We start from the raw sequence: 21,775 nt of genomic DNA on the forward strand, positions 1-21,775 counted from the left end.
CTATGTAAAAATTGAGTTCTAGACGCTCGACCTAAGCCCAATTGATGCATTAGAGTAAAATTTGTACAGTAAGACTTGTATACAATTTTTTAAACCTACAATTACAATAAAATGAGAACACCTATGACAATAACCAGCTTTAACCCACCAAGACGCATTTTAATGGGGCCAGGTCCATCAGATGTGTATCCCGAAGTTCTTCAAGCGATCAGTCGCCCAACGGTTGGTCATCTCGACCCGCTGTTTATCAATATGATGGATGAGCTAAAGCAGCTTTTGAAATACGCTTTTCAAACAAAGAATGAATTCACCATCGCGATATCAGCACCGGGTAGTGCGGGGATGGAAGCCTGTTTTGTCAATTTGGTTGAACCCGGTGACAAAGTCATTGTGTGTCGAAATGGCGTTTTTGGAGAACGAATGAGAGAAAATGTTCTTCGATGTGGTGGAGATGCAGTTATTGTCGATGATGAGTGGGGGGAGCCTGTAAGCGTACAAAAAGTGCAGGCCGCATTCGACCAGCATCCCGATGCTAAGGTGCTCGCATTTGTTCATGCTGAAACATCTACAGGTGCTTGCTCTGATGCCCAAGCGCTCGCAAGTATCGCCAAACAGCATGGTGCGTTGACGATAGTCGATGCGGTTACGTCTTTAGGTGGTGTCCCACTGTATGTTGATGAGTGGGGACTCGACGCAGTGTATTCAGGTAGTCAGAAGTGTTTGTCGTGTGTTCCTGGATTGTCACCATTAACTTTTTCTCAAGCCGCCGTTCAGAAGATTACGCAGCGCAGTACACCCGTACAGAGTTGGTTTTTAGATCAGAGTTTGGTTTTGGGGTATTGGAGTGGGGAGGGCAAGAGAAGTTATCATCATACCGCCCCAGTTAATAGCTTATACGCACTTCATGAAGCTCTATTGAAGCTAAAAACAGAAGGACTTGAAGGCGCATGGGCAAGGCACAAATCGATGCACAATAAGCTCAAAAATGGGTTAGAAAGTTTAGGGTTTGAATTTGTCGTCGAAGAAGGTTCACGTCTGCCACAGCTGAATGCAGTATACATACCTGAAGGTATTGATGAGGCTAGCGTACGTACCACTTTACTAGAAAAGTACAACCTAGAGATAGGCGCTGGGCTCGGTGCTTTAGCGGGTAAAGCTTGGCGAATAGGATTAATGGGATATGGAGCTCGTGATGAAAATGTAGCACTCTGCCTCAAGGCGTTGGAAGATACGCTTTAGGGTATTGGAGTACGGGTATTCATCACTAAAGCCGCTTACTCAGCGGCTTTTTGGGATTCATCATTATTGTCCGTAATAATTGCTTGAGATGCCTTTGAGTATCGTACTTTTGAGAAATCGAGTTTGGGAAATAGGTACTCAGCTTCTTCTTGAATTTGTTTCGCTTTGCTTTCGTTGTCCATTCCTCGATACGCCACGATCAGATTATTATAAAAAGCAGGTCTCGGTTTTCTTTGTATAATATCTTGAGACCACTCAATATAGGGCTCTATTAATGTTTTGTCTTTTGTAAACAGTCCTATAGTTAGGTATGTGCTGTAAACATCCCAATCGTACCTGTCTTTCCAAGCTACGGGGTTGCTGACTTTTTCTAGGATGTTAGGGTTTCTTGGCTGAGATTTTTCAAACTGAGAGAGTACGTGATTTGTGTGAAGCGTACTGAGCATATAGAACGTGGTTAAAATGGGTAAAACTAGGCTAGATACCCTCAATGTAACTTTACTGACGACGCTAAAGTTCACCGTTTTATATCGAGCTGTTCTTTGATCAAGCCAATAGAGCAGAATGATAAATGTTACCCAATGAATGGCAGAGTGATAAAACGGATACTCTAATTGACTGTGGACAGCAATGGGAACAAACAGCGCCAAAAGCGCCAGCTTGGTTCCTTTTCGGGCTGACGAAGCCTTGTAAATAATGTATGCCCCAGCCAGTAGAATGGCGATTATGGTAACGACACCGCCTTCTACTCCCCATAGCATAAGCTCATTATGAGGGTGATCCAACGCTGCAACTGCTGGTGGGTAATCAGTATTTAACTGATGTTGCCTCGCGGTGTATAAGACATACGAAGATTCAAACTGCCCATATCCATACCCGGTGAATGGTTTCTCGATGATCATATCGATGGCTTGTGGAAAATGAATATCTCTCAAACTTTGGAGATCTTTTTTATCTTTTAATAGGCTGTCAAAGTTGGAGTCAGTCAATTGGGGAACAGTAAGACCAAGCAATATGCCAACAGCAATGGAAGTTAGCCAAGCACAGACTCTTTTGGGAGTAGAAAATCGTATTAAGTAAGGTGTGACCAATAAAGTTGCTAGCGTCGCCCCTAGCCACCCTGTTCTGGAAGCAACAATAACAAGCAGCGATACGCAGAGCGCCGGAACGGAGACAAGGAATATCAATTGACCCAATTTTCGTCTGTATTTTTGAGGTTGCCTCGCAAGCAGGTAACCAGAAAGGACTAATCCCGTTGCCAAAAAGCTGGCAAGAACATTGGGCTGCTGAAAAATGCCATAAGGACGGTTGGCGACCGTGTTGTAGCCTAATATGTTATCGGGTTCTAGAACAAGGAACTGAACGTATCCATAAAGACCTTGCAATGCAGTGGCAATGAGAATGAGCCAAAGTAGGCGCTGTTTTTGTTTGTTAGTGAATTGAAATTGTTGTAAGACAAAAAATAAAATTAATCCAGACCACAACCCCAATATTCGACCAGTAGACTCTTCTACAATAGCGTTAGGTAAGAATATAGGAACGGTAAGAACGGCACCGCATAGAAGAAGCACAACACCGAGTTTGGAATAACGAATCTGGTAGCGATTTGATATCTGATAGAACCCTATTGCCAACGCAAGAGAAAGACCTATCCAAGTTGAAGGGTTAAATGATAAAGCCAGGCCTGCCCCCCCCGGATTTGGCATAAAAACATTCATGGCAACTAAAAACGTACACGCAATGACGATTAGAAATTTTCGATTGAGCGGTGTTCGGGATTTATTGGACTCGAGCTGTGTTCCTCGAACGAGCAGAGTTGCCATATTTGAATGTTTCCTCAATAGATTTCAACGGTCTGAAACCAGACCGTTGAGTGATACTATCACTTTTCGTTTCAAAGCATAGGTTTTAAGAAGCGAGCCGTATGAGAGCCTTTAACTTTTGCGACTTCCTCCGGAGTTCCTTGCGCAATAATTTCACCGCCACCTTGTCCACCTTCTGGCCCTAGATCGACGACCCAATCTGCGGTTTTGACAACATCCAAATTATGTTCGATAACCACAACGGTATTCCCGTGATCCCTCAGGCGGTGTAATACCGTCAGCAACTGCTGAATATCATGGAAATGCAGACCCGTTGTCGGTTCATCAAGAATGTAAAGTGTTTTACCTGTATCTCGTTTAGAGAGCTCTCTTGCCAATTTGACTCTTTGAGCTTCACCGCCTGATAGAGTGGTTGCCGCCTGACCAAGTCGAATGTAAGACAAACCGACATCCATTAATGTTTGAAGCTTTCTTGCAATAACCGGCACGGGGTCAAAGAATTCACGCGCATCTTCGACTGTCATTTCCAACACTTCATCGATGGTTTTTCCTTTGTATCGAACTTCTAATGTTTCTCGGTTGTAGCGTTTCCCGGTACAAACATCACAAGGAACATAGACATCAGGCAAGAAGTGCATTTCAACTTTAATTACCCCATCGCCCTGACAAGCTTCACAGCGCCCGCCACGGACGTTAAAGCTGAAGCGACCGGGTTTATATCCTCGAGCACGTGATTCTTGCGTACCAGCAAAGAGCTCACGAATAGGTGTGAAAATACCGGTGTAAGTTGCTGGGTTTGAACGTGGTGTTCGACCTATTGGGCTTTGATCGATATCGATGACTTTGTCGAAATGTTCAAGCCCAACTACTTTTTTGTAAGGTGCTGGAGTCGCAATGCTGGCACCATTAAGCTGAGTTTGTGCAATCTTGTAAAAGGTGTCATTGATTAAGGTGGATTTACCTGAGCCCGATACACCCGTAATACAAGTGAATAGCCCCACTGGAATAGATAAATCGACATCCCTAAGGTTGTTTCCAGATGCACCAAGCAGTTCAACCACTTTTTTCGGATCCATTGGCGTACGATCTTTAGGAACCACAATGGACTTTGCTCCGCTGAGGTACTGACCTGTAAGAGAGTTCGGATTGTCGAGAATGGCTTGCATATCACCTTCTGCAACCACTTCGCCTCCATGAACGCCAGCGCCAGGACCGATATCAATGACATGGTCAGCACAGCGTATTGCATCTTCGTCGTGCTCGACAACCAAAACAGTGTTACCCAAATCTCTTAAATGTATCAGTGTTTTTAACAGCCTTTCATTATCTCGCTGGTGAAGACCGATGGAGGGTTCATCCAGAACGTACATAACGCCAACTAAACCAGCACCGATTTGGCTAGCCAATCTGATTCTTTGAGCTTCACCACCTGATAAAGTCTCGGCGCTTCGAGAAAGATTGAGGTAGTTAAGACCAACATTGACGAGAAAGTGCAGTCGGTCGTTGATCTCTTTCATCACCTTTTCGGCGATCTTAGCTTTTTGACCTGTTAACTCTAGGTTTTGAAAAAACGACATTGCATCGTTGATGCTCATTTCAGCAACGGCAGGTAATGGCGTATCCTCGATGAATACATTACGTGCTTCAGTGCGAAGTCTAGTACCACCACAGGAACCACAAGACTTGGTTGAAATGTATTTGGAAAGCTCTTCACGAACTGAGTTGGATTCAGTATCTCTGTATCGGCGTTCTAGTGTATTGAGAATCCCTTCAAATGGGTGCTTCTTGGTTCGGCTATCGCCTCGATCATTGATGTATGTAAATTCAATTTGAGTTCGTCCAGAGCCACGAAGTACGACATCTTGAAATTTTTTCGGCAATTTATCGAAAGGTGTTTCTAGGTCAAACCCGTAATGATCCGCAACAGACCCTAGCATTTGATAGTAGTAATAATTTTTCCTATCCCAGCCTCGAATTGCGCCATCCGCTAGACTTAGTGATGCGTCAACGATGATTCGACTAGGATCAAAAAACTGCTGTACACCTAAGCCATCACAGGTAGGGCATGCGCCCGCAGGGTTGTTAAATGAAAACAGCCTTGGTTCGAGCTCTTGCATGCTATAGCCGCAGTGCGAACAGGCGAAATTGGCAGAAAAAATGATGTCTTGCTTGGATGAGTCATCCATATCGCATACAGAGGCTATACCACCAGACAGTTCTAATGCTGTTTCAAACGACTCCGCTAAACGTTGCTGAAGATCGCCCCGTACCTTAAACCTATCTACAACAACTTCTATTGTGTGTTTTTTATGAAGCTCCAAAGTTGGAGGATCAGAAAGATCGCAAATATCGCCATCAATTCGTGCTCGAATAAAGCCCTGTGCCGCTAAATTTTCTAACGTCTTAACATGCTCCCCTTTTCGTTCTTTAACTATAGGGGCAAGCAACATCATTTTACAGCCTTCAGGCAGTTCCAGTACCTTGTCGACCATCTGGCTAACCGTTTGAGCAGCCAATGGTGTTTTGTGCTCAGGGCAGCGAGGTTCACCTACACGAGCGTACAAAAGTCGAAGATAATCGTATACCTCAGTAATCGTACCTACGGTCGATCTTGGGTTGTGAGATGTCGATTTTTGCTCAATAGAGATGGCAGGGGATAAACCTTCAATATGGTCAACATCCGGTTTTTCCATCAATGAAAGAAACTGGCGAGCATAGGCTGATAAAGACTCGACATAGCGGCGTTGCCCTTCCGCATAAAGAGTATCAAAGGCTAAAGAAGACTTACCTGAGCCAGAAAGCCCAGTTATGACAATTAACTTGTCTCGTGGAATAGTGAGGTTTATGTCTTTGAGGTTGTGGGTTCTGGCGCCACGTACATCAATGGTGTCCATCTGCTATGCTCTTGTGTAATTGATAGCCACAAGTATTACATAGACTTATTTTTGTGCAAAGGAAAAATACTGGATAAAATAACAGTGTTCAACTTAGATACCGTTACTTCATCCAGCAAAGAAGACGTTACGCTTTGTGAGTCGAGTGCTTATCTAACTCTGTTTTCTTTTTGTCTTTTTGGTAAAGGTTCTCAAAGCAGTAGTTGGTCGCTTCGATGTATCCTTCAACGCTGCCACAGTCAAATCTTTTGCCTTTAAACTTATACGCTAGAACACAGCCTGCTTTCGCTTGCTTTAAAAGGGCGTCGGTAATTTGAATTTCTCCGCCTTTGCCTGGCTCTGTTTGTTCAATCAATTCGAAGATGTCAGGTGTTAGAATATAGCGTCCAATGATGGCTAAGTTACTTGGCGCTGTGCCTGCTTCTGGTTTTTCCACCATATCATCAACACGGAATAGATCGTCTTTGATCATTTCACCAGAAATGACACCGTATTTATGAGTTTCATCTTCTGGTACTTCTTGTACTGCGACAATTGAGCAGCGAAATTGCTTGTAAAGGGCAACCATTTGCGCCAGAACACCTTGCGATTCGTTTACACAAAGGTCATCGGCAAGCACAACGGCGAATGGGTTGTCACCAACCAACTCTTTACCAGTTAAGATTGCGTGCCCCAAGCCTTTCATTTCGCGTTGGCGAATGTATGTGAAGTGAGCCGACTCAATCACGTTCCGAATATCGACCAGCAATTCTTCTTTATTGGTGCCGTTTATTTGGTGCTCAAGCTCATAATTTTTGTCGAAATGATCCATGATGGAGTGCTTACCGCGACCAGTCACAATGCACATGCCATCCATGCCTGCTTCGATCGCTTCTTCTACGCCGTACTCGATGAGTGGTTTACTCACGATTGGCATCATTTCTTTGGGCATCGATTTTGTTGCAGGTAAGAAGCGCGTACCGTAGCCAGCTGCAGGGAACAAACACTTTTTAATCATAATCTATCCTAATTGAATTATTTGGTTCCTAAAATTGTGCCTAACTCTACCATGGTCGCTGTGCGAATCGAACTGTAAAAGTTGAACATTTTTAAGAAGACAAATGCTGCTTAGCCCACGCCATTGCTTGAATTCGATTTTTAACATCCAGTTTCTTAAAAATATTATATAGGTGTGATTTTATAGTGTGCTCACTGATAAAAAGCTCATCAGCAATCTCCATGTTGGAAGCGCCAGTTTTCAGGCTTTGCAGAACATCAAGTTCTCTGCGGGTTAACTCAACATCAAAAGCGGGCTTGTGACTGAGCATGGCGGTTTGATAGTAATCCACCATTTGAGTCATCGTGTCTCTTGGTAACCAACTTTGACCATTTGTGATGCACTCGACACCCTTACAGATATCATTTTGTGAGTCTGTTTTTAAGAAATAGCCATAAAGGCAGCGCCACTTCAGTATTTCAGAGAGCGTCATTTTCTTTTCAACATTCAACAATATGGTGTAAACCTTTTGAGGGAAGTTAAAAAGCGCTTCTTGAAGTATGGCATCATCCCAAATCTGAGTTGTATCAATTAGGAAAAGAAGAGGGGTAATTGTTTCATCAAGGCAATGCACATCTTTTGCTGTAACAGCTTTCGCTTCCTCACCTATCTTATTGGAGAGTTTTGGTAGCAAAGTCTTTGAAAGAAACGTGTGACCTTGGCTGTTATCAGAAACCAAGAAAATAGCAGGTGATAGCGGTTTTTCGTTCATGTTTGAATCCACGGCCAAAAGGTGCACGATGAAGTATTCATCAAAATTATAAAATAGTTTGAATATCTAACGTTCAAAAATAATTTATCAATCATTTTTTATAAAGCAAAAATGGCGGTTGCTGGCTTCGTTTCTTGTAGAGCATCCCAAAATAGAAACGCAGAGGATAATATTTTAAGTAATTGATATTTATAATAGTGATATGAAATTAGACAGCACTTAAAAAAGAGTAGGATGATCTAATATCTTATTGCGATTTCATGTACTTATCTGCCATGATGATCGTATACAATAACGTTGACACTCAAGTTGCTCCTAGTTGAAAGACTCTAACTCAAGAGGTAACTTGGACCTATAATTTTAGTATGTAGGTCTTGATTTGAGCATTGCTGATATCATGGTATCCTTGAGCGTTAAATTTTAGTCGAAGTGAATTTTAGACGGAGCAAAACATGGCTAGCCGTGGAATCAATAAAGTTATTTTAGTGGGAAATTTAGGTCAAGACCCTGAAGTTCGTTATATGCCCAGTGGCGATGCTATGGTTAATATTACTTTAGCTACTTCTGAAACATGGAGAGACAAAGCTACTGGTGAGCAGCGTGAAAAAACAGAATGGCATCGAGTTTCTGTGTTTGGTAAAACAGCAGAGTTTGTCGGTGAATATGCTCGAAAAGGAACACAGGTATACGTTGAAGGTCAATTGCAAACTCGTAAGTGGCAGGACCAACAAGGTCAGGAACGATATACAACCGAAGTGGTTGTGAGATGGCCAAGTGGAGAGTTGCAATTGCTTGGCGGTCGTCAGCAAGGGCAGGGTGCTCCTAGTCAAGGCATGGGACAGCAGCAAGGAGGTTGGGGGCAGCCACAACAGCCAGCGCAACAGCAGCAGTCTTATCAACAACCAGCTGCGCAACAACAGTCACAGCCGCAACAACAAGCGCCTCAACAGGCTCAACCTCAATACAATGAGCCGCCAATGGATTTCGATGACGATATTCCATTTTAGAAATTTTCAGAAGAATAAAACGAATCTCAGTCTTTGAGCATTTCGTAATATTCAACAAAGCCGCGATTTTTCGCGGCTTTTGTTTAGGTTTTTCATCGAATAACTTGTGTATCATCCATTCCCTATTCACAATATACCCAAGTAACCTCAAGGTATTAGGCTACTTGGGCATGATATCGATTGTGCGATTCTTAGGAAATGAAACTTCGTGTTACTCGTTCAATAGAGCCAGGAAGTCTTACTTGAACTAGCAAGAAAAGGAATTCGCCTGACAATGCGATACACCCCCACGCTCAAATTAAGTACTCGATTGGTTGCATTCGTAACCATGATCGTCGTCAGCGCAATGTTCATCCTTTTTATTGGTGGGACCCTTTCGTTCAAGCGAATAGGACAGGAATATGTCCACCACTATATTTCAGGTATTGCAGACGTCGTTGATTCTGAACTGGATAACCCTGAAGCAGCAGAATCTATGGCTAAATGGCTGCCAAAGCTACTGCAGGCAAGCAATGTACTTGAAATGGACGTTACCTCGCCATCAGGCTCGATGTATCACTACAAAGATACTCGCTCATTTTTGCAAGTAGAACGCGCTCAACAACTCACTTATCCGCTACAACATCACTCCGGCTACCAGATTCAATTTACAGTATTACCACCTTATGTTGGGCTTGAGTATTCTGTTGGCGCAATGTCTTCGATTACGCTAGCGGTTTTATTGATTGTTTTTTGCTTAATACAAGGCATTAAGTGGCTGAAAGAGCAGCTATATGGCTCTGAACTGTTAGAAGAAAGAGGGCGAATGATCTTAGCAGGCAAAACACAAGAATTTGCCAAAGGTGATCTGCGAGAGTGGCCTTTCACCGCAAGTGAGGCGTTAGATAAGTTAATCGAAGAGTTAAGAGATTCGCGCCAAGAGCGTAGCCGCTTTGATACCTTTATTCGCACACATACTTTTTTAGACCAACTTACAGGCGCTGCTAATCGGGTACTCTTTGACTCAAAGTTAGAGGCAAGTTTACAAGAAGCGGGATCATACGGCGGGATTGTATTATTTAGAATCAAAGCTTGGGATGATGTTATCTCATTCAACGATAAGGTTTCCGTCGATGAATTTACTATTGAAGTCGGGCAAAGCTTGTCAAACATTGTTCAGCGCTTTCCGGATGTTATTTTCTCACGCTATTACGAGTCTGACTTTGCCATTTTGGTTCCTCATCAAGGCAGCAAAGAAATAGAAGCACTTTGTAGCCAAGTTATTAAGCAGATTTCCAAAATAGAGCCACTTTCGCCATTATCTCCTGATAATTGGTGTCATATCGGCGCAAGTTTATATTCTGAAGGGGAAAGGCGTGGCTATATATTAGATGAAGCTGAAACGGCACTGAAAACAGCACAAATAGAGCCAGCGAATAATTGGTCTCGGTTTGATAAAAAGCAAAAGAAAGATATTGCCAGAGGAAATGTCCGTTGGAGGACATTGTTCGACAAAACACTTTGCTCGTCTAATATACAAATATATTCACAACCTTGCTTTATAAGAGAGAATCAACAAGAAGAATTATTACATCATGAATTGTTTCTAAGATTGAAAGATGAAAGTGGTGCAATTATAAAAGCCTCTCGATTTATGGCAGCTATCGAACAAGTTGGTTATGAAACAGCCATGGATCGTGTTGTAATTCAAGAAATTCTTGACTGGTTAAAGACGAAAAACGAAAGAATATGTTATTCTTTAAATATAAATGCGCTTCCATTTAAAGAAAAACTCTACACACGTTGGCTACGAGATGAGCTATTACAACTGCCAAGTGAAATACGAAAGAGCATTAGCTTTGAATTTTCTGAAAGTAGTTTGGTAAAAAATTTAGATTATATGCGCCCAGTTATTCGTATGATTTCTGGATTGGGATGCAAAATTATAGTCCACCAAGCTGGCAGGACAATTGCAAGTATACATTACATAAAAGATTTGGATGTTGACTATCTTAAATTGCATCGCAGTTTGATAAAAAAAATAGACCAAAGACAAGAAAATCAGTTGTTCATAAGAAGTTTAATTGGCGCTTGCATGGACAGTAAAACTAAAGTTATTGCTGTTGGGGTCGAAAATAGTTCTGAGTGGATGGCTTTACAAAATTTGGGTATTGACGGGGGACAAGGTCGGTTTTTCGAAAAAGAAGAGCTGCTCTTTCCTAAGCGTCTTGCATCAAAGGTTAAAATTGGTCGCAGAAATCGATGGCGACAGAAAATATGAGCAGTAACTAATGAATAAAATGGTTTCTTTGCTAGAACGCTTGAAAGGAAAAAGTTCCAGTACGAAAAAGGTGAGTATCGCTCTCCTTGAAGATGCCGTTTACTGCTCATTTGACAATAATGTAGAATCATTCTCAGTAAAAGAGAAAGGTTGGGAGAAAACACTTCTCAAGCTTTTGGCTGAAGAACAATATGCGAATTCCAGTATCGTTATTGTTTTAGGTTCTCATCATTATCAAACTTATCAAATAGAACGACCTGAATTGCCCGAAGAAGAATGGTCGGTCGCCCTTCCTTTTTTACTTAAAGATCTTATCGCTGAACGAGTATCAGACATCGTTGCGGATGGCATTGCATTACCTAACAGCAATAAGATCCAAGCATACGTACTGAGCAAGAGAGTACTCACTCCACTGCTGGCTATATTAGAAAAAAGCCAAGTAGAGTTAGACCGAATTTTACCCGAAGATGAAGTTTGGGGGCAGACTCACCAGCAAGCAGAAGATTTTTTATTACTCCATCAAAGTGCACACAGCAATTTTAAAATCAATGCTTACGTTGGCAGAGATATATGCTTTCACAGGACCATTCGCGGAGTGTCAGCCCCACTTACGGGTCCTCAAGCAAGTAGCCTGCAAATTGATGGACTTGCACTCGAAATGCAACGTTCGATCGATTATCTCAGCTCTCAAATCAAACAGGCACAGTTCCATAAACTGTTTATATGTTGCGATGATGAAGTTGATGAAGAACTGACTTCTGCATTGGAAGAAAGGTTAAGTGTCAAAGTCGGAACGTTAATGGATGAAGACAAGCGTTGTGGGGAAGTACTTTCTCACTACGCTCTTGGCGCCCAATACCATGTCAACCTATACCCAGAACACCTAAAGCCAAAAAAAGAATTCTTTACCTTGCCTGTTGTGGCTGCAAGCTGGTTGATTGTTGGATTAGTCATGCTGAGCTACTACGGATTCAATGAATATCAGATTCGTAATGAAAAAACGAAAATTACACGTTTGTCAGATCAATCTAAGGTACTTAAAACTCAGTTATCTGAACTGAAAACTATGTTGGGTGAGCATAAACCCTCCCCAAATAAACTGGACGCCGTGGTTAGAATCGAAAAAGAGATAAAAGCAAAAGAAGCTTCTCTTAATGCGGTCGGGCAGTTTGATAATCAAAAGCAAGTGGGTTACTCGGGTATCATGAGTGCATTATCTCGGTTAGGTAGAAATGATATATCACTTAGCCAAATAACCATTAGCCAGAACACACTGAATGTATCAGGTTTACCCCGAACGCCAAGTGCAGTTCCTGGCTGGATTAAACAATTTAGAAATGAGTTAGATTTAGTCGGTCGTAATTTTGAGCAGCTCAATATTGGTAGAAATGACGACGATATAGTGACATTTGAACTGCAAGCAAAAAGAGGGGGTGAGTAGTGGCACTTCTTCAAGATTTAAGTGAGAAGTTTTCAGCTCTTTCTAGCCGAGAGAAATGGTTAATTACGGCTGGTGGATGGGTCGCGATCTTCTTCATCATATTGACGTTCTTTTTGGAGCCGTCATTCAAAGTCAAAGCTTCTCAAAACAGTGAGTACTCTTCTTTAACACAGTCCATAAAAACAACCAAAGATCTAATAGCAACGGTCAATAAACAGCTTAGAACGGATCCAAACAAAGAGGTCGACGAAGAGCTTGCTCGTTTAAAAAAACACAGCCAACAGTTATCCGAGCGTTTGGAGTTGTTGGTTGAATCTTTAGTTACTCCAAGCCAAATGGCTGAGTTGTTGGAAAATGTACTCGTTAGTAGTAAAGGGCTAAAATTAGAAAGTCTGAACTCTCTGCCTGCTGAACCCATTATCGCTGGTGGAAGTTCTCAAGCAGTAGGCTACTACATTCATCCTGTAAAAATTGAAATTACAGGTCGATACTTTGATATAAAAAATTATTTAATTGAACTTGAGAGTATGCCCACTACGTATTTTTGGCGCAGCTATCAATATCAAGTTGAAGATTACCCGTCAGCACGTTTGGTTCTTATTGTCTATACATTAGGTACAGGACAGGAGTTTATCGGTGGTTAGAATTTTTTTAGCTTTAGCCATAATATTTAGCTCTTTCGGGTACGCTAACCAAGATCCTACCGCTCCACTTGGTTGGCAAGCACCAAAGACAACAACACAGAAACAGATTAAGAAAAAAGCCGTCGCACCAGTACCGACACTGCAATCCATTATTTGTGCAGAAGGTGCGACTTGCTATGCCATCTTAAATGATAAAGTTGTAGAAAAAGGGAAGTACATTCAAGGGTATCTGGCCAACAGGATCGAACCAGAATTTGTAGATTTGATAAAGAGCGGGAAAAAATGGCGACTAGAGCTATTTCCCTCTGACATTAAACACTAAGGTTTCATAGACATTATGCGTAATATTGTAGTAGTAGCCATCATCGCGTCACTAACGGCTTGCTCCATGGGGCACCGGGAGCCTGTCGAGGTTAAAGAAGCGCTTAATGAAGTGATCAATGAAGCGAGTAGTAAAAGCTTAGATGAGCTTCCTGCATCCGTTCAGGCTGATTTGATGCCTGAGCTAGCAAACGAAGAGTTTGCGGCTTCTCCAACCTTGAAGCGCTTTCGAGTGCAAGCCAATGGTGTCGAGGCAAAAACCTTCTTTGCAAGCCTTGTTAAAGGGACGGACTACAGCGCGGCGATCCACCCTGATGTTGCGGGGCGTATTACCGTTAATCTGACTGACGTAACGTTAGACGAAGTGCTTAAAGTGGTTCGTGATCTTTACGGCTTTGAAGTCGTCCAAAGTGGAAAGCTTATTCAGGTTTACCCGGCTGGCTTGCGTACCGAAACTATTCCAATCGACTACCTTCAATTTAAACGCTTAGGGCGTTCACTTACCTCCATTACAACTGGTTCTATTACCAGTAAAGATGGCGGGAGTGGATCCAGTTCGACAACTAAATCAAGTTCCTCAGACTCGGGGGATTCGCGTTCTACAACAAGTAGTACCTCTCCTACTGGTGGTACCGAAATAGAAACCATCAGTGAAAGTGACTTTTGGGTTCAACTAGAAAAAGCCGCACAAACACTCATTGGTACAGGGGATGGCCGTAGTGTGGTTGTTTCACCTCAAGCTAGTGTATTAACGATTCGAGCATACCCTGACGAAATAAGAGAGATAAGGCAATTCCTTGGTGTGTCGCAGCAGCGGATGCAGCGACAAGTGATATTGGAAGCGAAGATCCTTGAGGTCACGCTATCTGATAGCTACCAGCAAGGGATTAATTGGAGCAATCTAACATCAACATTTGGTAATGCGAGTGTTTCCATCGGGCGGGGGCTAATTCCTGCTGATGGAAGTACACCTGCTTTACCGGGGCTTGACGCCATTGGCTCACTTTTAGGCGGTCAAACCAACGTCACCATACAGAATGGTGATTTCAAGGGTGTGTTGAGTTTTGTTGGCACACAAGGTGATCTCAATGTCTTATCAAGTCCACGGGTTACCGCAGCGAATAACCAAAAAGCCGTGATAAAGGTAGGGTCGGATGAGTATTTCGTCACCGATATCTCTAGTGTGGTCGGCAGCGGTGATAACGCGAATGTTGCGCCAGACATAGAGCTAACGCCATTTTTCTCTGGTATCTCTTTGGATGTAACACCGCAAATCGATGATGATGGCTTTGTTCTTCTTCATGTGCACCCTGCGGTAATTGATGTGCAAACGCAGACAAAAGTCATCAACCTTGAAGGTAAAAAATACGAAGTCCCTCTAGCAAAGAGCTCGATTCGTGAATCGGACTCGGTCATTAGAGCACGAGATGGTGATGTTGTCGTAATCGGTGGCTTGATGAAGTCAAACACCGTTGATCAAGTCTCCAAAGTACCCTTCTTAGGCGATGTTCCAGGCTTGGGGCATTTATTCCGAAACGTGACCAAGCTTACTCAAAAAACAGAGTTAGTAATTTTGCTAAGACCAACCGTGGTCGGCGTGAATACATGGCAGCAAGAATTAGAACGTTCACGAGACTTATTACAAGAGTGGTTCCCTGAAGAATAATTATGTATCAGACATTTTTTGGATTTAAACAAGCGCCTTTCTCGCTAACCCCCAATACTGAATTATTTCAGGGGTTAGTGCCGCATTACGAGGCGATCCAAACCGTTTTGTCTGCTATCGACATGGGTGAAGGCGTTATAAAAGTATCTGGAGAAGTGGGCACAGGGAAAACCATGGTGTGCCGGATGCTCATTAACCAGTTAGTTGATGAAGTTTCGTTGGTGTACCTACCTAACCCACAGCTCACAGGTGAAGAGCTAAAAATAGCTATCGCAAAAGAGCTTGAAGTCAAAATTCGAGATAGCGATAGCTTGGTCGATGATATTCAAGCGCAATTATTAAAATTGCACCTGAACGGGAAGCGTGTTGTGGCACTGATCGATGAAGCACAAGGCCTCAGTGATGAAGCCCTCGAAGCGATCCGATTGTTTGGAAACCTTGAAACGGAACAAGCTAAGCTGATGCAGATTGTTTTGCTAGGGCAGCCCGAGCTTGATGCGCGATTAGAGCACCACCACCTTAGACAGTTGCGTCAACGTATTTCCTTTAGTGCGACATTAAGACCGCTTTCTATTGAGGAAGCCTTTGCGTATATCGATCATCGCGTTCAGGTGAGCGGTGGAAACGTTAATCTGTTTGATGCAAAAGTCAAAAAAGCGATTTGGAAAGCGTCGCGCGGTGTTCCACGCTTAATTAACCAAGTTTGCCATAAGGCACTCTTGTTAGCATTTACGGCTAACGCGACTCATATCCATATGGAGCACGTCTATAATGCGATTAACGATACGCTAGATACAGTCAAGCCCCGCTTTAAAAAGCCATTTCTATGGGGATGGGGCGTGTCATGAGCGTTATCAATAAAGCATTATCCGAAATGTCAGACAAGAAGTCGCCTTCAGGGCGTATTGAAAAGGTTGATGTTTCTCCCGTTAAAAAACGTCCGCAAGCTATTTGGGCAGTCTTATTTATCGCCCTACTGATTGCTGGGGGATCTTGGTTTACTTTGAGTCAATCTACCAGTGAGCAAGAAATAGCTCAAATTCCTGAAAAGCGCAATCTTGATAACGCCTCTGACTCGGCGAAACCTGTGACCACGGTGGTTACCATGGAGGTTGCTTCGCCAACTCAGCAAACAGTTTCTGAGTCGGTGGCTAACATATACCAAGATCAGGCTGTGGAAGATCCTGAAGCTTTAATAAGCTCAGCAGTATCTGATGCTGTTCAAGTCGCAAGTAACGAATCAGAAAAAAGCATTGGCGAACCAAAATCTGCGCCTAAGCCGATAGCAGAACAGGTTGTTAAGGCTGAGAAAAAACAAATTATTAAAAAAGCAGAAGCTCCAACAGCTGTTGCTTCTAAGAATGCGATTACACCTCAAAAACAATTGACTTCAAAGAAAGAAGTGAAGACTGAAAAAGCACCTAAAGTTCAATTGGCAAATGCCTCTTCAATAGCAGAAACAGATACGTTCGAGCTACCGCCACAACCCATAACAGATGGTGAAATGGCGATTCAGCAAGTTGAACTTACTCCTCAGCAGCTAGCGGATAAATCGTTGTCTAGGGCAAAAAAATCGTTAGATGCCAATGATTTTGATGGTGCAATAAAAGGGTATCAATCAGCTTTGCGCTACGTTCCTAAAGATGAAGTGGTACGTAAAAAATTGGCGGCACTTTATTATGGGCGTGGCAATGTACGTCAATCTTTAGAGGTATTACAAAAAGGCATCGTGCTGAACCGAGATAGCCAAGTGCTGAGGCTTGCAGCAATGAATATATTGGTAAAAGAAGGCATCAATGAGGCCGCTTTGGGGGTGCTTGAGCATTTGCCACCTAACCCCGAGCAAGATTACCTCGCGGCTCGAGCGGGTTTAGCACAACAACTCAAAAATTACCCGATTGCACTTGAAAGTTACCAAATGCTAGTGAGAAGAGATAAGGACAATGGCAAGTGGTGGTTAGGGCTTGGAATACAGCAAGAGCGCAGTGCTCAATATTCTCAAGCAAAGGCCTCATATCAGAAAGCACTTAATCGAGTAGGTTTGTCGGCACAGACCAACAGTTTTATTCGTGAGCGTATTGCTTATATCAATGACAGAGAGGCGTCTTCAAATGCAGATTAAACTACGTAAACGTCTTGGTGATTTGTTAGTTGAAGAAGGCATCATCTCAGAACATCAAGTCGAAGAAGCCTTAGGTCACCAAAAGAGTACAGGCAGAAAGCTTGGTGATACTTTAATACAGCTTGGGTTCTTAACTGAAACGCAAATGCTGACCTTCCTGTCGCAGCAGCTTAACGTGCCGCTAATCGATCTAAGTCGGGCGAATGTGGATGTTGATGCCGTTCAAATACTACCAGAGGTGCATGCTCGTCGATTGAGAGCGTTAGTTGTTGGTCGTCAGGGTGACACATTGCGTGTTGCGATGAGTGATCCCGCTGATTTATTTGCTCAAGAATCGCTGTTAAGCCAGCTTCAACAATACGCGCTTGATTTTGTCATCGCGCCAGAAAAGCAGTTAGTAGAAGGCTTTGACCGATACTATCGCCGAACAAAAGAAATTGCCTCGTTTGCTGAGCAGCTTCAAGCTGAGCACCAGGTGAGTGATACGTTTGATTTTTCTTTTGGAGACGATGAAGACAGTGAAGAGGTTACAGTTGTAAAACTGGTTAACTCTCTGTTTGAAGATGCCATTCAAGTTGGCGCATCCGATATTCACATTGAACCGGATTCAAATGTACTAAGACTTAGACAGCGCGTTGATGGTGTGCTTCATGAAACACTGCTGAATGAGGTTAATATTGCGTCAGCACTCGTGTTGAGGCTCAAATTGATGGCGAATCTGGATATTTCAGAGAAACGCTTACCTCAAGATGGTCGTTTCAATATTCGCGTGAAAGGTCAGTCTGTAGATATTCGTATGTCCACGATGCCCGTTCAGCATGGCGAATCGGTGGTTATGCGACTGCTCAACCAATCTGCTGGCGTTAGAAAACTCGATGAATCGGGCTTACCTGAAGATTTATTGCTGAGATTGCGAAAACAGCTCCGACGCCCTCATGGCATGATCCTCGTTACTGGGCCGACGGGTTCTGGTAAAACAACCACGCTTTATGGTGCGCTTTCCGAATTAAATGAACCAGGCAAGAAAATCATAACAGCGGAAGATCCCGTTGAGTATCGGCTTGAACGCGTTAACCAAGTTCAAGTAAACACCAAGATTGACCTCGGATTCTCTAAGATTTTAAGAACATTCTTGCGTCAAGATCCCGACATTATATTGGTGGGGGAGATGCGTGACCAAGAAACGGTGGAGATTGGGTTAAGAGCTGCATTAACAGGTCACTTAGTATTAAGCACCTTACACACAAACGATGCTATCGACAGTGCACTGCGTATGATGGATATGGGGGCACCCGGCTACTTGGTCGCCAGTGCGGTAAGAGCGGTTTTGGCTCAAAGGTTAGTACGAAAGATTTGCCCAGACTGTAGCACTCACGATGATGTAGATGAGTCTCGAAAGCAATGGCTTGGAAGCCGATTCCCAAACCAAGCCGATGCCACTTTCTTTAAAGGGCGAGGGTGTCAAAACTGCAATTTAACAGGGTATCGAGGTCGAGTAGGGGTCTTTGAGTTACTCGAGCTTGAACAGCATATGATGGACGCACTTCGTTCAGGAGATGCAGTCGAGTTTGCAAAGCAAGCACGTAGAGCTGCGGGATATAAACCGTTACTGGCTTCTGCTATGGAACTCGCATTAAAAGGTGTGGTGAGTCTAGATGAAGTTATGAATCTCGGTGAAGGCGACTCTTCAGCGACCATTGAACCGATTCTGCTCTAAGGTTACGGCATGGCAACGTATCAGTACCAAGGCAGAGATTTACAAGGCAGTAAGGTGGCAGGACAGGTTGATGCGCCTACTGAAGAGCTCGCAGCCGAGGCATTGATAAACAAAGGGGTAATACCAACCTCGATAAGTAAAGGAAAAAGTGCAGAAGGTGGTGCTGGATTCGATGTTTCCGCTCTCTTTACACCGTCGATTCCGTTGGAAGTGTTCGTTATATTTTGCCGACAACTGTATAGCCTGACGAAAGCGGGAGTGCCCATTTTAAGAGCCATCAAAGGGTTGGTTCAAAACTGTGGGAATAAGCAACTCAAACAGGCTTTGGAAGATGTCGGGAATGAATTGACTAATGGTCGAAACTTGTCTTCGTCCATGCAGCAATACCCCAAAGTATTCAGCCCATTGTTTATTTCAATGATCAATGTTGGTGAAAATACGGGGCGTTTAGATCAAGCCTTGTTGCAGCTTTCTCAATATTATGAACAAGAGTTGGAAACACGGAAAAGAATAAAAACGGCGATGAGATACCCTATTTTTGTATTGAGTTTTATTTCAATTGCAATGATAGTGTTGAATGTTAAAGTAATTCCGCAGTTCACATCAATGTTTGCTAAGTTTGGTGTGGATTTACCTTTACCTACAAGGATTTTGATCAGTACATCCAACTTTTTTGTCAATTATTGGGTATGGTTAGTTGTCGCCTTTCTTGCATTTTTGTTTGGCATGAAAGCTTGGATTGGGACACCCGATGGTAGAGAAAAGTGGGATAAATTTAGATTAAGGCTCCCAATTGTAGGAGATATTGTGAATCGTGCTCAGTTATCACGATTTTCAAGAACTTTCGCACTTATGTTGAAATCCGGAGTACCGTTAAATCAGTCTTTAGCTTTGTCAGGCGAAGCTCTAGGAAATCGATTTTTAGAGCTTAGAATTTTGGAAATGAAATCGGCAATTGAAGCGGGAAGTACAGTGTCGTCAACGGCAATTCAGAGTCAAATTTTTACACCTTTGGTAATACAGATGATTTCTGTCGGAGAAGAAACAGGTCGAATAGATGAGCTATTACTTGAAGTTTCAGATTTCTACGATCGTGAAGTGGACTACGACCTGAAAACATTAACGGCAAGAATAGAACCACTACTGCTGACTATTGTAGCGGGTATGGTTTTGATTTTAGCTATGGGGATTTTCTTGCCAATGTGGGGCATGTTGGATGCAATTCAAAAATAGTTGGGTGCATTAACATGGAGGGAAAAGCTGTTCCTGCAATAGCCATTTGGATGTTTTTAGTTGGCATTTTGCTTGCCACTTTGGCTTTCAATTGGCAAAAAATTGACGATGAAGCTTCTGGTACCACTTTTTTGATGCTGGAGAACCAAATTACAGAACGCGCAAATGCCTATAGACAGCAATGGGTTATCAGTAAGCAACCAAGTTTTATTGAGTACGAAGGTAAAAAAGTTCAGCTAGATGATAACGGATGGGTATTACCTTTGCATGGTAATGAAGTGAACTGCAAATGGTGGCTAGAAACATTGTACCCTAGGTTGGGAAGTACCTATCTAGCAGCACCAGAAACACAAATGCTTTCTGGATATCCAACATACCATTGTCGATATAAATTTAATGAAGAAATGGTGCTGGACTTGGTTTTGAATGAGAAGAAGCTCTCAATAAGTACTATAAAATAGGCAGTTAAATTACCTAAATCATAGTCTTACTGGTGGGTGTGCGATATAATGAAATCACTCAGGAATGAGTAAAAAAATAGGTGAAGAAATGAAAAAGCAGTTCGGTTTTTCATTAGTAGAACTGGTTGTAGTGATTGTTATTCTTGGCTTGCTAGCGGCGGCGGCATTGCCCAAGTTTTTAGATGTCACCGATGAAGCCAAAAAGGCAAGTATTGAAGCGGTTGCTGGTGGATATGCCACAGGTGTTCTCTCTGCTCGAGCGCAATGGGAAGCGAAAGGCAGACCGGGAGTGGGCACAGGAAATAGTAAGCAACATTACATTGAGTACGATGGAGTGGAGTTTTGGCTAACCCGTTCGTTTGATGACGATGGCAATGACAGCTCATTCAGAGATGGCTATCCGATTGCATTAAAAACAACGGGGCAAACTGCTGCTCCATCGGCTATATCTTCATCTGATTGTGTGAATTTGATGGAGAATTTGCTACAAAACCCACCCAAAGTTGGGGATGCAGCAAGCAGTAACCTAACCGATTTAAAATACACTGCTGAAGCAAACAGTTCTGAGAGTACTTGTTCTTATGTACAGCAAGAAGGCAGTGATCATAAGTTTGTGTATGAAATAAAAACTGGTCGTGTGACCGTAGAATTGCAGTAACTGATTTGGTTACAGCGTTAATATCTAAACATAGAGAGAAGTGACTATGAAAAGACAAGGCGGTTTCACCCTAATCGAATTAGTGGTTGTAATTGTTATTTTGGGTATTCTAGCGGTAACCGCTGCACCTAGATTTTTGAATATTCAAGATGATGCACGAAATGCAACTTTGGAAGGTTTGTCTGGTGCAATTCAGGGATCAGCACAGATTATTTATGGTAAGGCTGCAATCGCAGGTTTTGAAACAACCTCTGGGGGAGTGGTCGTTGGCGGAAATACTATTCAAACCACATTTGGTTACCCTAACGCAACAGAAGATGACATTACTAATATTGTCGATGGTATTGGCGGCGATTTTGAATTTATAAAAGTAGTGTCTGGGGCAACTCCAGCAGCGACATTTGGTATTGATGATTACACAACTCAATGTGTTAAATATACTCAAGCTGCCAACGCAACAACTCCGGCAACAGTTGTGGTTGGTGGTGACGATTGCTCATAAGTAATTGAGGTAGGGGCACTTAATTTGCCCCTGCCGACT

The 21,775-nt window shown here is 42.8% G+C and carries 18 protein-coding genes; 14 read left to right on the forward strand and 4 right to left on the reverse strand.

Annotated features, from left to right (window positions below):
- Window positions 1-123 precede the first annotated feature (123 nt).
- Window positions 124-1,239 (forward strand): pyridoxal-phosphate-dependent aminotransferase family protein, encoded by a 1,116-nt coding sequence (locus LDO37_RS02765; protein WP_126610327.1) that lies wholly within the window; start codon window positions 124-126, stop codon window positions 1,237-1,239.
- A gap of 35 nt (window positions 1,240-1,274) precedes the next feature.
- On the opposite strand, the gene LDO37_RS02770 is transcribed toward LDO37_RS02765, so the two are convergent.
- The 4 genes from LDO37_RS02770 to LDO37_RS02785 form a co-directional block, all read right to left on the reverse strand.
- Window positions 1,275-3,062: a PglL family O-oligosaccharyltransferase gene (locus LDO37_RS02770; RefSeq protein ID WP_126610322.1), complete on the reverse strand. Its 1,788-nt coding sequence runs from the start codon at window positions 3,060-3,062 to the stop codon at window positions 1,275-1,277.
- A gap of 71 nt (window positions 3,063-3,133) precedes the next feature.
- Complete coding sequence (gene uvrA, locus LDO37_RS02775) at window positions 3,134-5,956, reverse strand: excinuclease ABC subunit UvrA (protein ID WP_126610323.1); 2,823 nt, start codon at window positions 5,954-5,956, stop codon at window positions 3,134-3,136.
- Window positions 5,957-6,083: 127 nt separating this feature from the next.
- Window positions 6,084-6,953, reverse strand: coding sequence for a UTP--glucose-1-phosphate uridylyltransferase GalU (gene galU / locus LDO37_RS02780; protein ID WP_126610325.1), 870 nt, complete (start codon window positions 6,951-6,953; stop codon window positions 6,084-6,086).
- A 91-nt stretch (window positions 6,954-7,044) separates the two neighbouring features.
- Entirely contained in the window at window positions 7,045-7,704 is a 660-nt protein-coding gene (locus LDO37_RS02785) for a LuxR C-terminal-related transcriptional regulator (RefSeq protein WP_224056043.1), read from the reverse strand.
- Between the two features lie 452 nt (window positions 7,705-8,156).
- Between LDO37_RS02785 and LDO37_RS02790 the strand changes: the two genes are divergently transcribed.
- From LDO37_RS02790 to LDO37_RS02850, 13 genes are all read left to right on the forward strand, one after another.
- Entirely contained in the window at window positions 8,157-8,711 is a 555-nt protein-coding gene (locus LDO37_RS02790) for a single-stranded DNA-binding protein (protein ID WP_126608006.1), read from the forward strand.
- Between the two features lie 274 nt (window positions 8,712-8,985).
- Complete coding sequence (csrD, locus tag LDO37_RS02795; RefSeq protein WP_126608005.1) at window positions 8,986-10,971, forward strand: RNase E specificity factor CsrD; 1,986 nt, start codon at window positions 8,986-8,988, stop codon at window positions 10,969-10,971.
- 10 nt (window positions 10,972-10,981) lie between these two features.
- Complete coding sequence (locus tag LDO37_RS02800) at window positions 10,982-12,412, forward strand: MSHA biogenesis protein MshI (RefSeq protein ID WP_126608004.1); 1,431 nt, start codon at window positions 10,982-10,984, stop codon at window positions 12,410-12,412.
- Window positions 12,412-13,056 (forward strand): type 4a pilus biogenesis protein PilO, encoded by a 645-nt coding sequence (gene pilO / locus LDO37_RS02805; RefSeq protein WP_126608003.1) that lies wholly within the window; start codon window positions 12,412-12,414, stop codon window positions 13,054-13,056. Before LDO37_RS02800 ends, pilO begins: the two co-directional genes overlap by 1 nt.
- Entirely contained in the window at window positions 13,049-13,378 is a 330-nt protein-coding gene (locus LDO37_RS02810; RefSeq protein ID WP_126608002.1) for an MSHA biogenesis protein MshK, read from the forward strand. The genes pilO and LDO37_RS02810 overlap by 8 nt, the downstream gene beginning before the upstream one ends.
- A gap of 15 nt (window positions 13,379-13,393) precedes the next feature.
- The gene (gene mshL / locus LDO37_RS02815; RefSeq protein ID WP_126608001.1) at window positions 13,394-15,043 is read left to right on the forward strand and encodes a pilus (MSHA type) biogenesis protein MshL; all 1,650 of its coding nucleotides are present in this window, start codon (window positions 13,394-13,396) and stop codon (window positions 15,041-15,043) included.
- Window positions 15,044-15,045: 2 nt separating this feature from the next.
- Window positions 15,046-15,891: an ExeA family protein gene (locus LDO37_RS02820; RefSeq protein ID WP_126608000.1), complete on the forward strand. Its 846-nt coding sequence runs from the start codon at window positions 15,046-15,048 to the stop codon at window positions 15,889-15,891.
- The gene (locus LDO37_RS02825) at window positions 15,888-17,165 is read left to right on the forward strand and encodes a tetratricopeptide repeat protein (RefSeq protein ID WP_126607999.1); all 1,278 of its coding nucleotides are present in this window, start codon (window positions 15,888-15,890) and stop codon (window positions 17,163-17,165) included. The genes LDO37_RS02820 and LDO37_RS02825 overlap by 4 nt, the downstream gene beginning before the upstream one ends.
- Window positions 17,155-18,882, forward strand: a complete 1,728-nt coding sequence (locus LDO37_RS02830) for a GspE/PulE family protein (protein ID WP_126607998.1) — start codon at window positions 17,155-17,157, stop codon at window positions 18,880-18,882. The genes LDO37_RS02825 and LDO37_RS02830 overlap by 11 nt, the downstream gene beginning before the upstream one ends.
- 9 nt (window positions 18,883-18,891) lie before the next feature.
- Window positions 18,892-20,115, forward strand: a complete 1,224-nt coding sequence (locus LDO37_RS02835; RefSeq protein WP_126607997.1) for a type II secretion system F family protein — start codon at window positions 18,892-18,894, stop codon at window positions 20,113-20,115.
- A gap of 14 nt (window positions 20,116-20,129) precedes the next feature.
- Window positions 20,130-20,576 (forward strand): hypothetical protein, encoded by a 447-nt coding sequence (locus tag LDO37_RS02840; protein WP_126607996.1) that lies wholly within the window; start codon window positions 20,130-20,132, stop codon window positions 20,574-20,576.
- An 88-nt stretch (window positions 20,577-20,664) separates the two neighbouring features.
- Window positions 20,665-21,234 (forward strand): prepilin-type N-terminal cleavage/methylation domain-containing protein, encoded by a 570-nt coding sequence (locus LDO37_RS02845; RefSeq protein WP_126608009.1) that lies wholly within the window; start codon window positions 20,665-20,667, stop codon window positions 21,232-21,234.
- 46 nt (window positions 21,235-21,280) lie between these two features.
- Window positions 21,281-21,736, forward strand: a complete 456-nt coding sequence (locus LDO37_RS02850; protein ID WP_126607995.1) for a type II secretion system protein — start codon at window positions 21,281-21,283, stop codon at window positions 21,734-21,736.
- The last annotated feature ends 39 nt before the right edge of the window (window positions 21,737-21,775 follow it).

Origin of the sequence: Vibrio penaeicida (assembly GCF_019977755.1) — a bacterium.
In the GTDB taxonomy this organism is placed as follows: Bacteria; Pseudomonadota; Gammaproteobacteria; order Enterobacterales; family Vibrionaceae; genus Vibrio; species Vibrio penaeicida.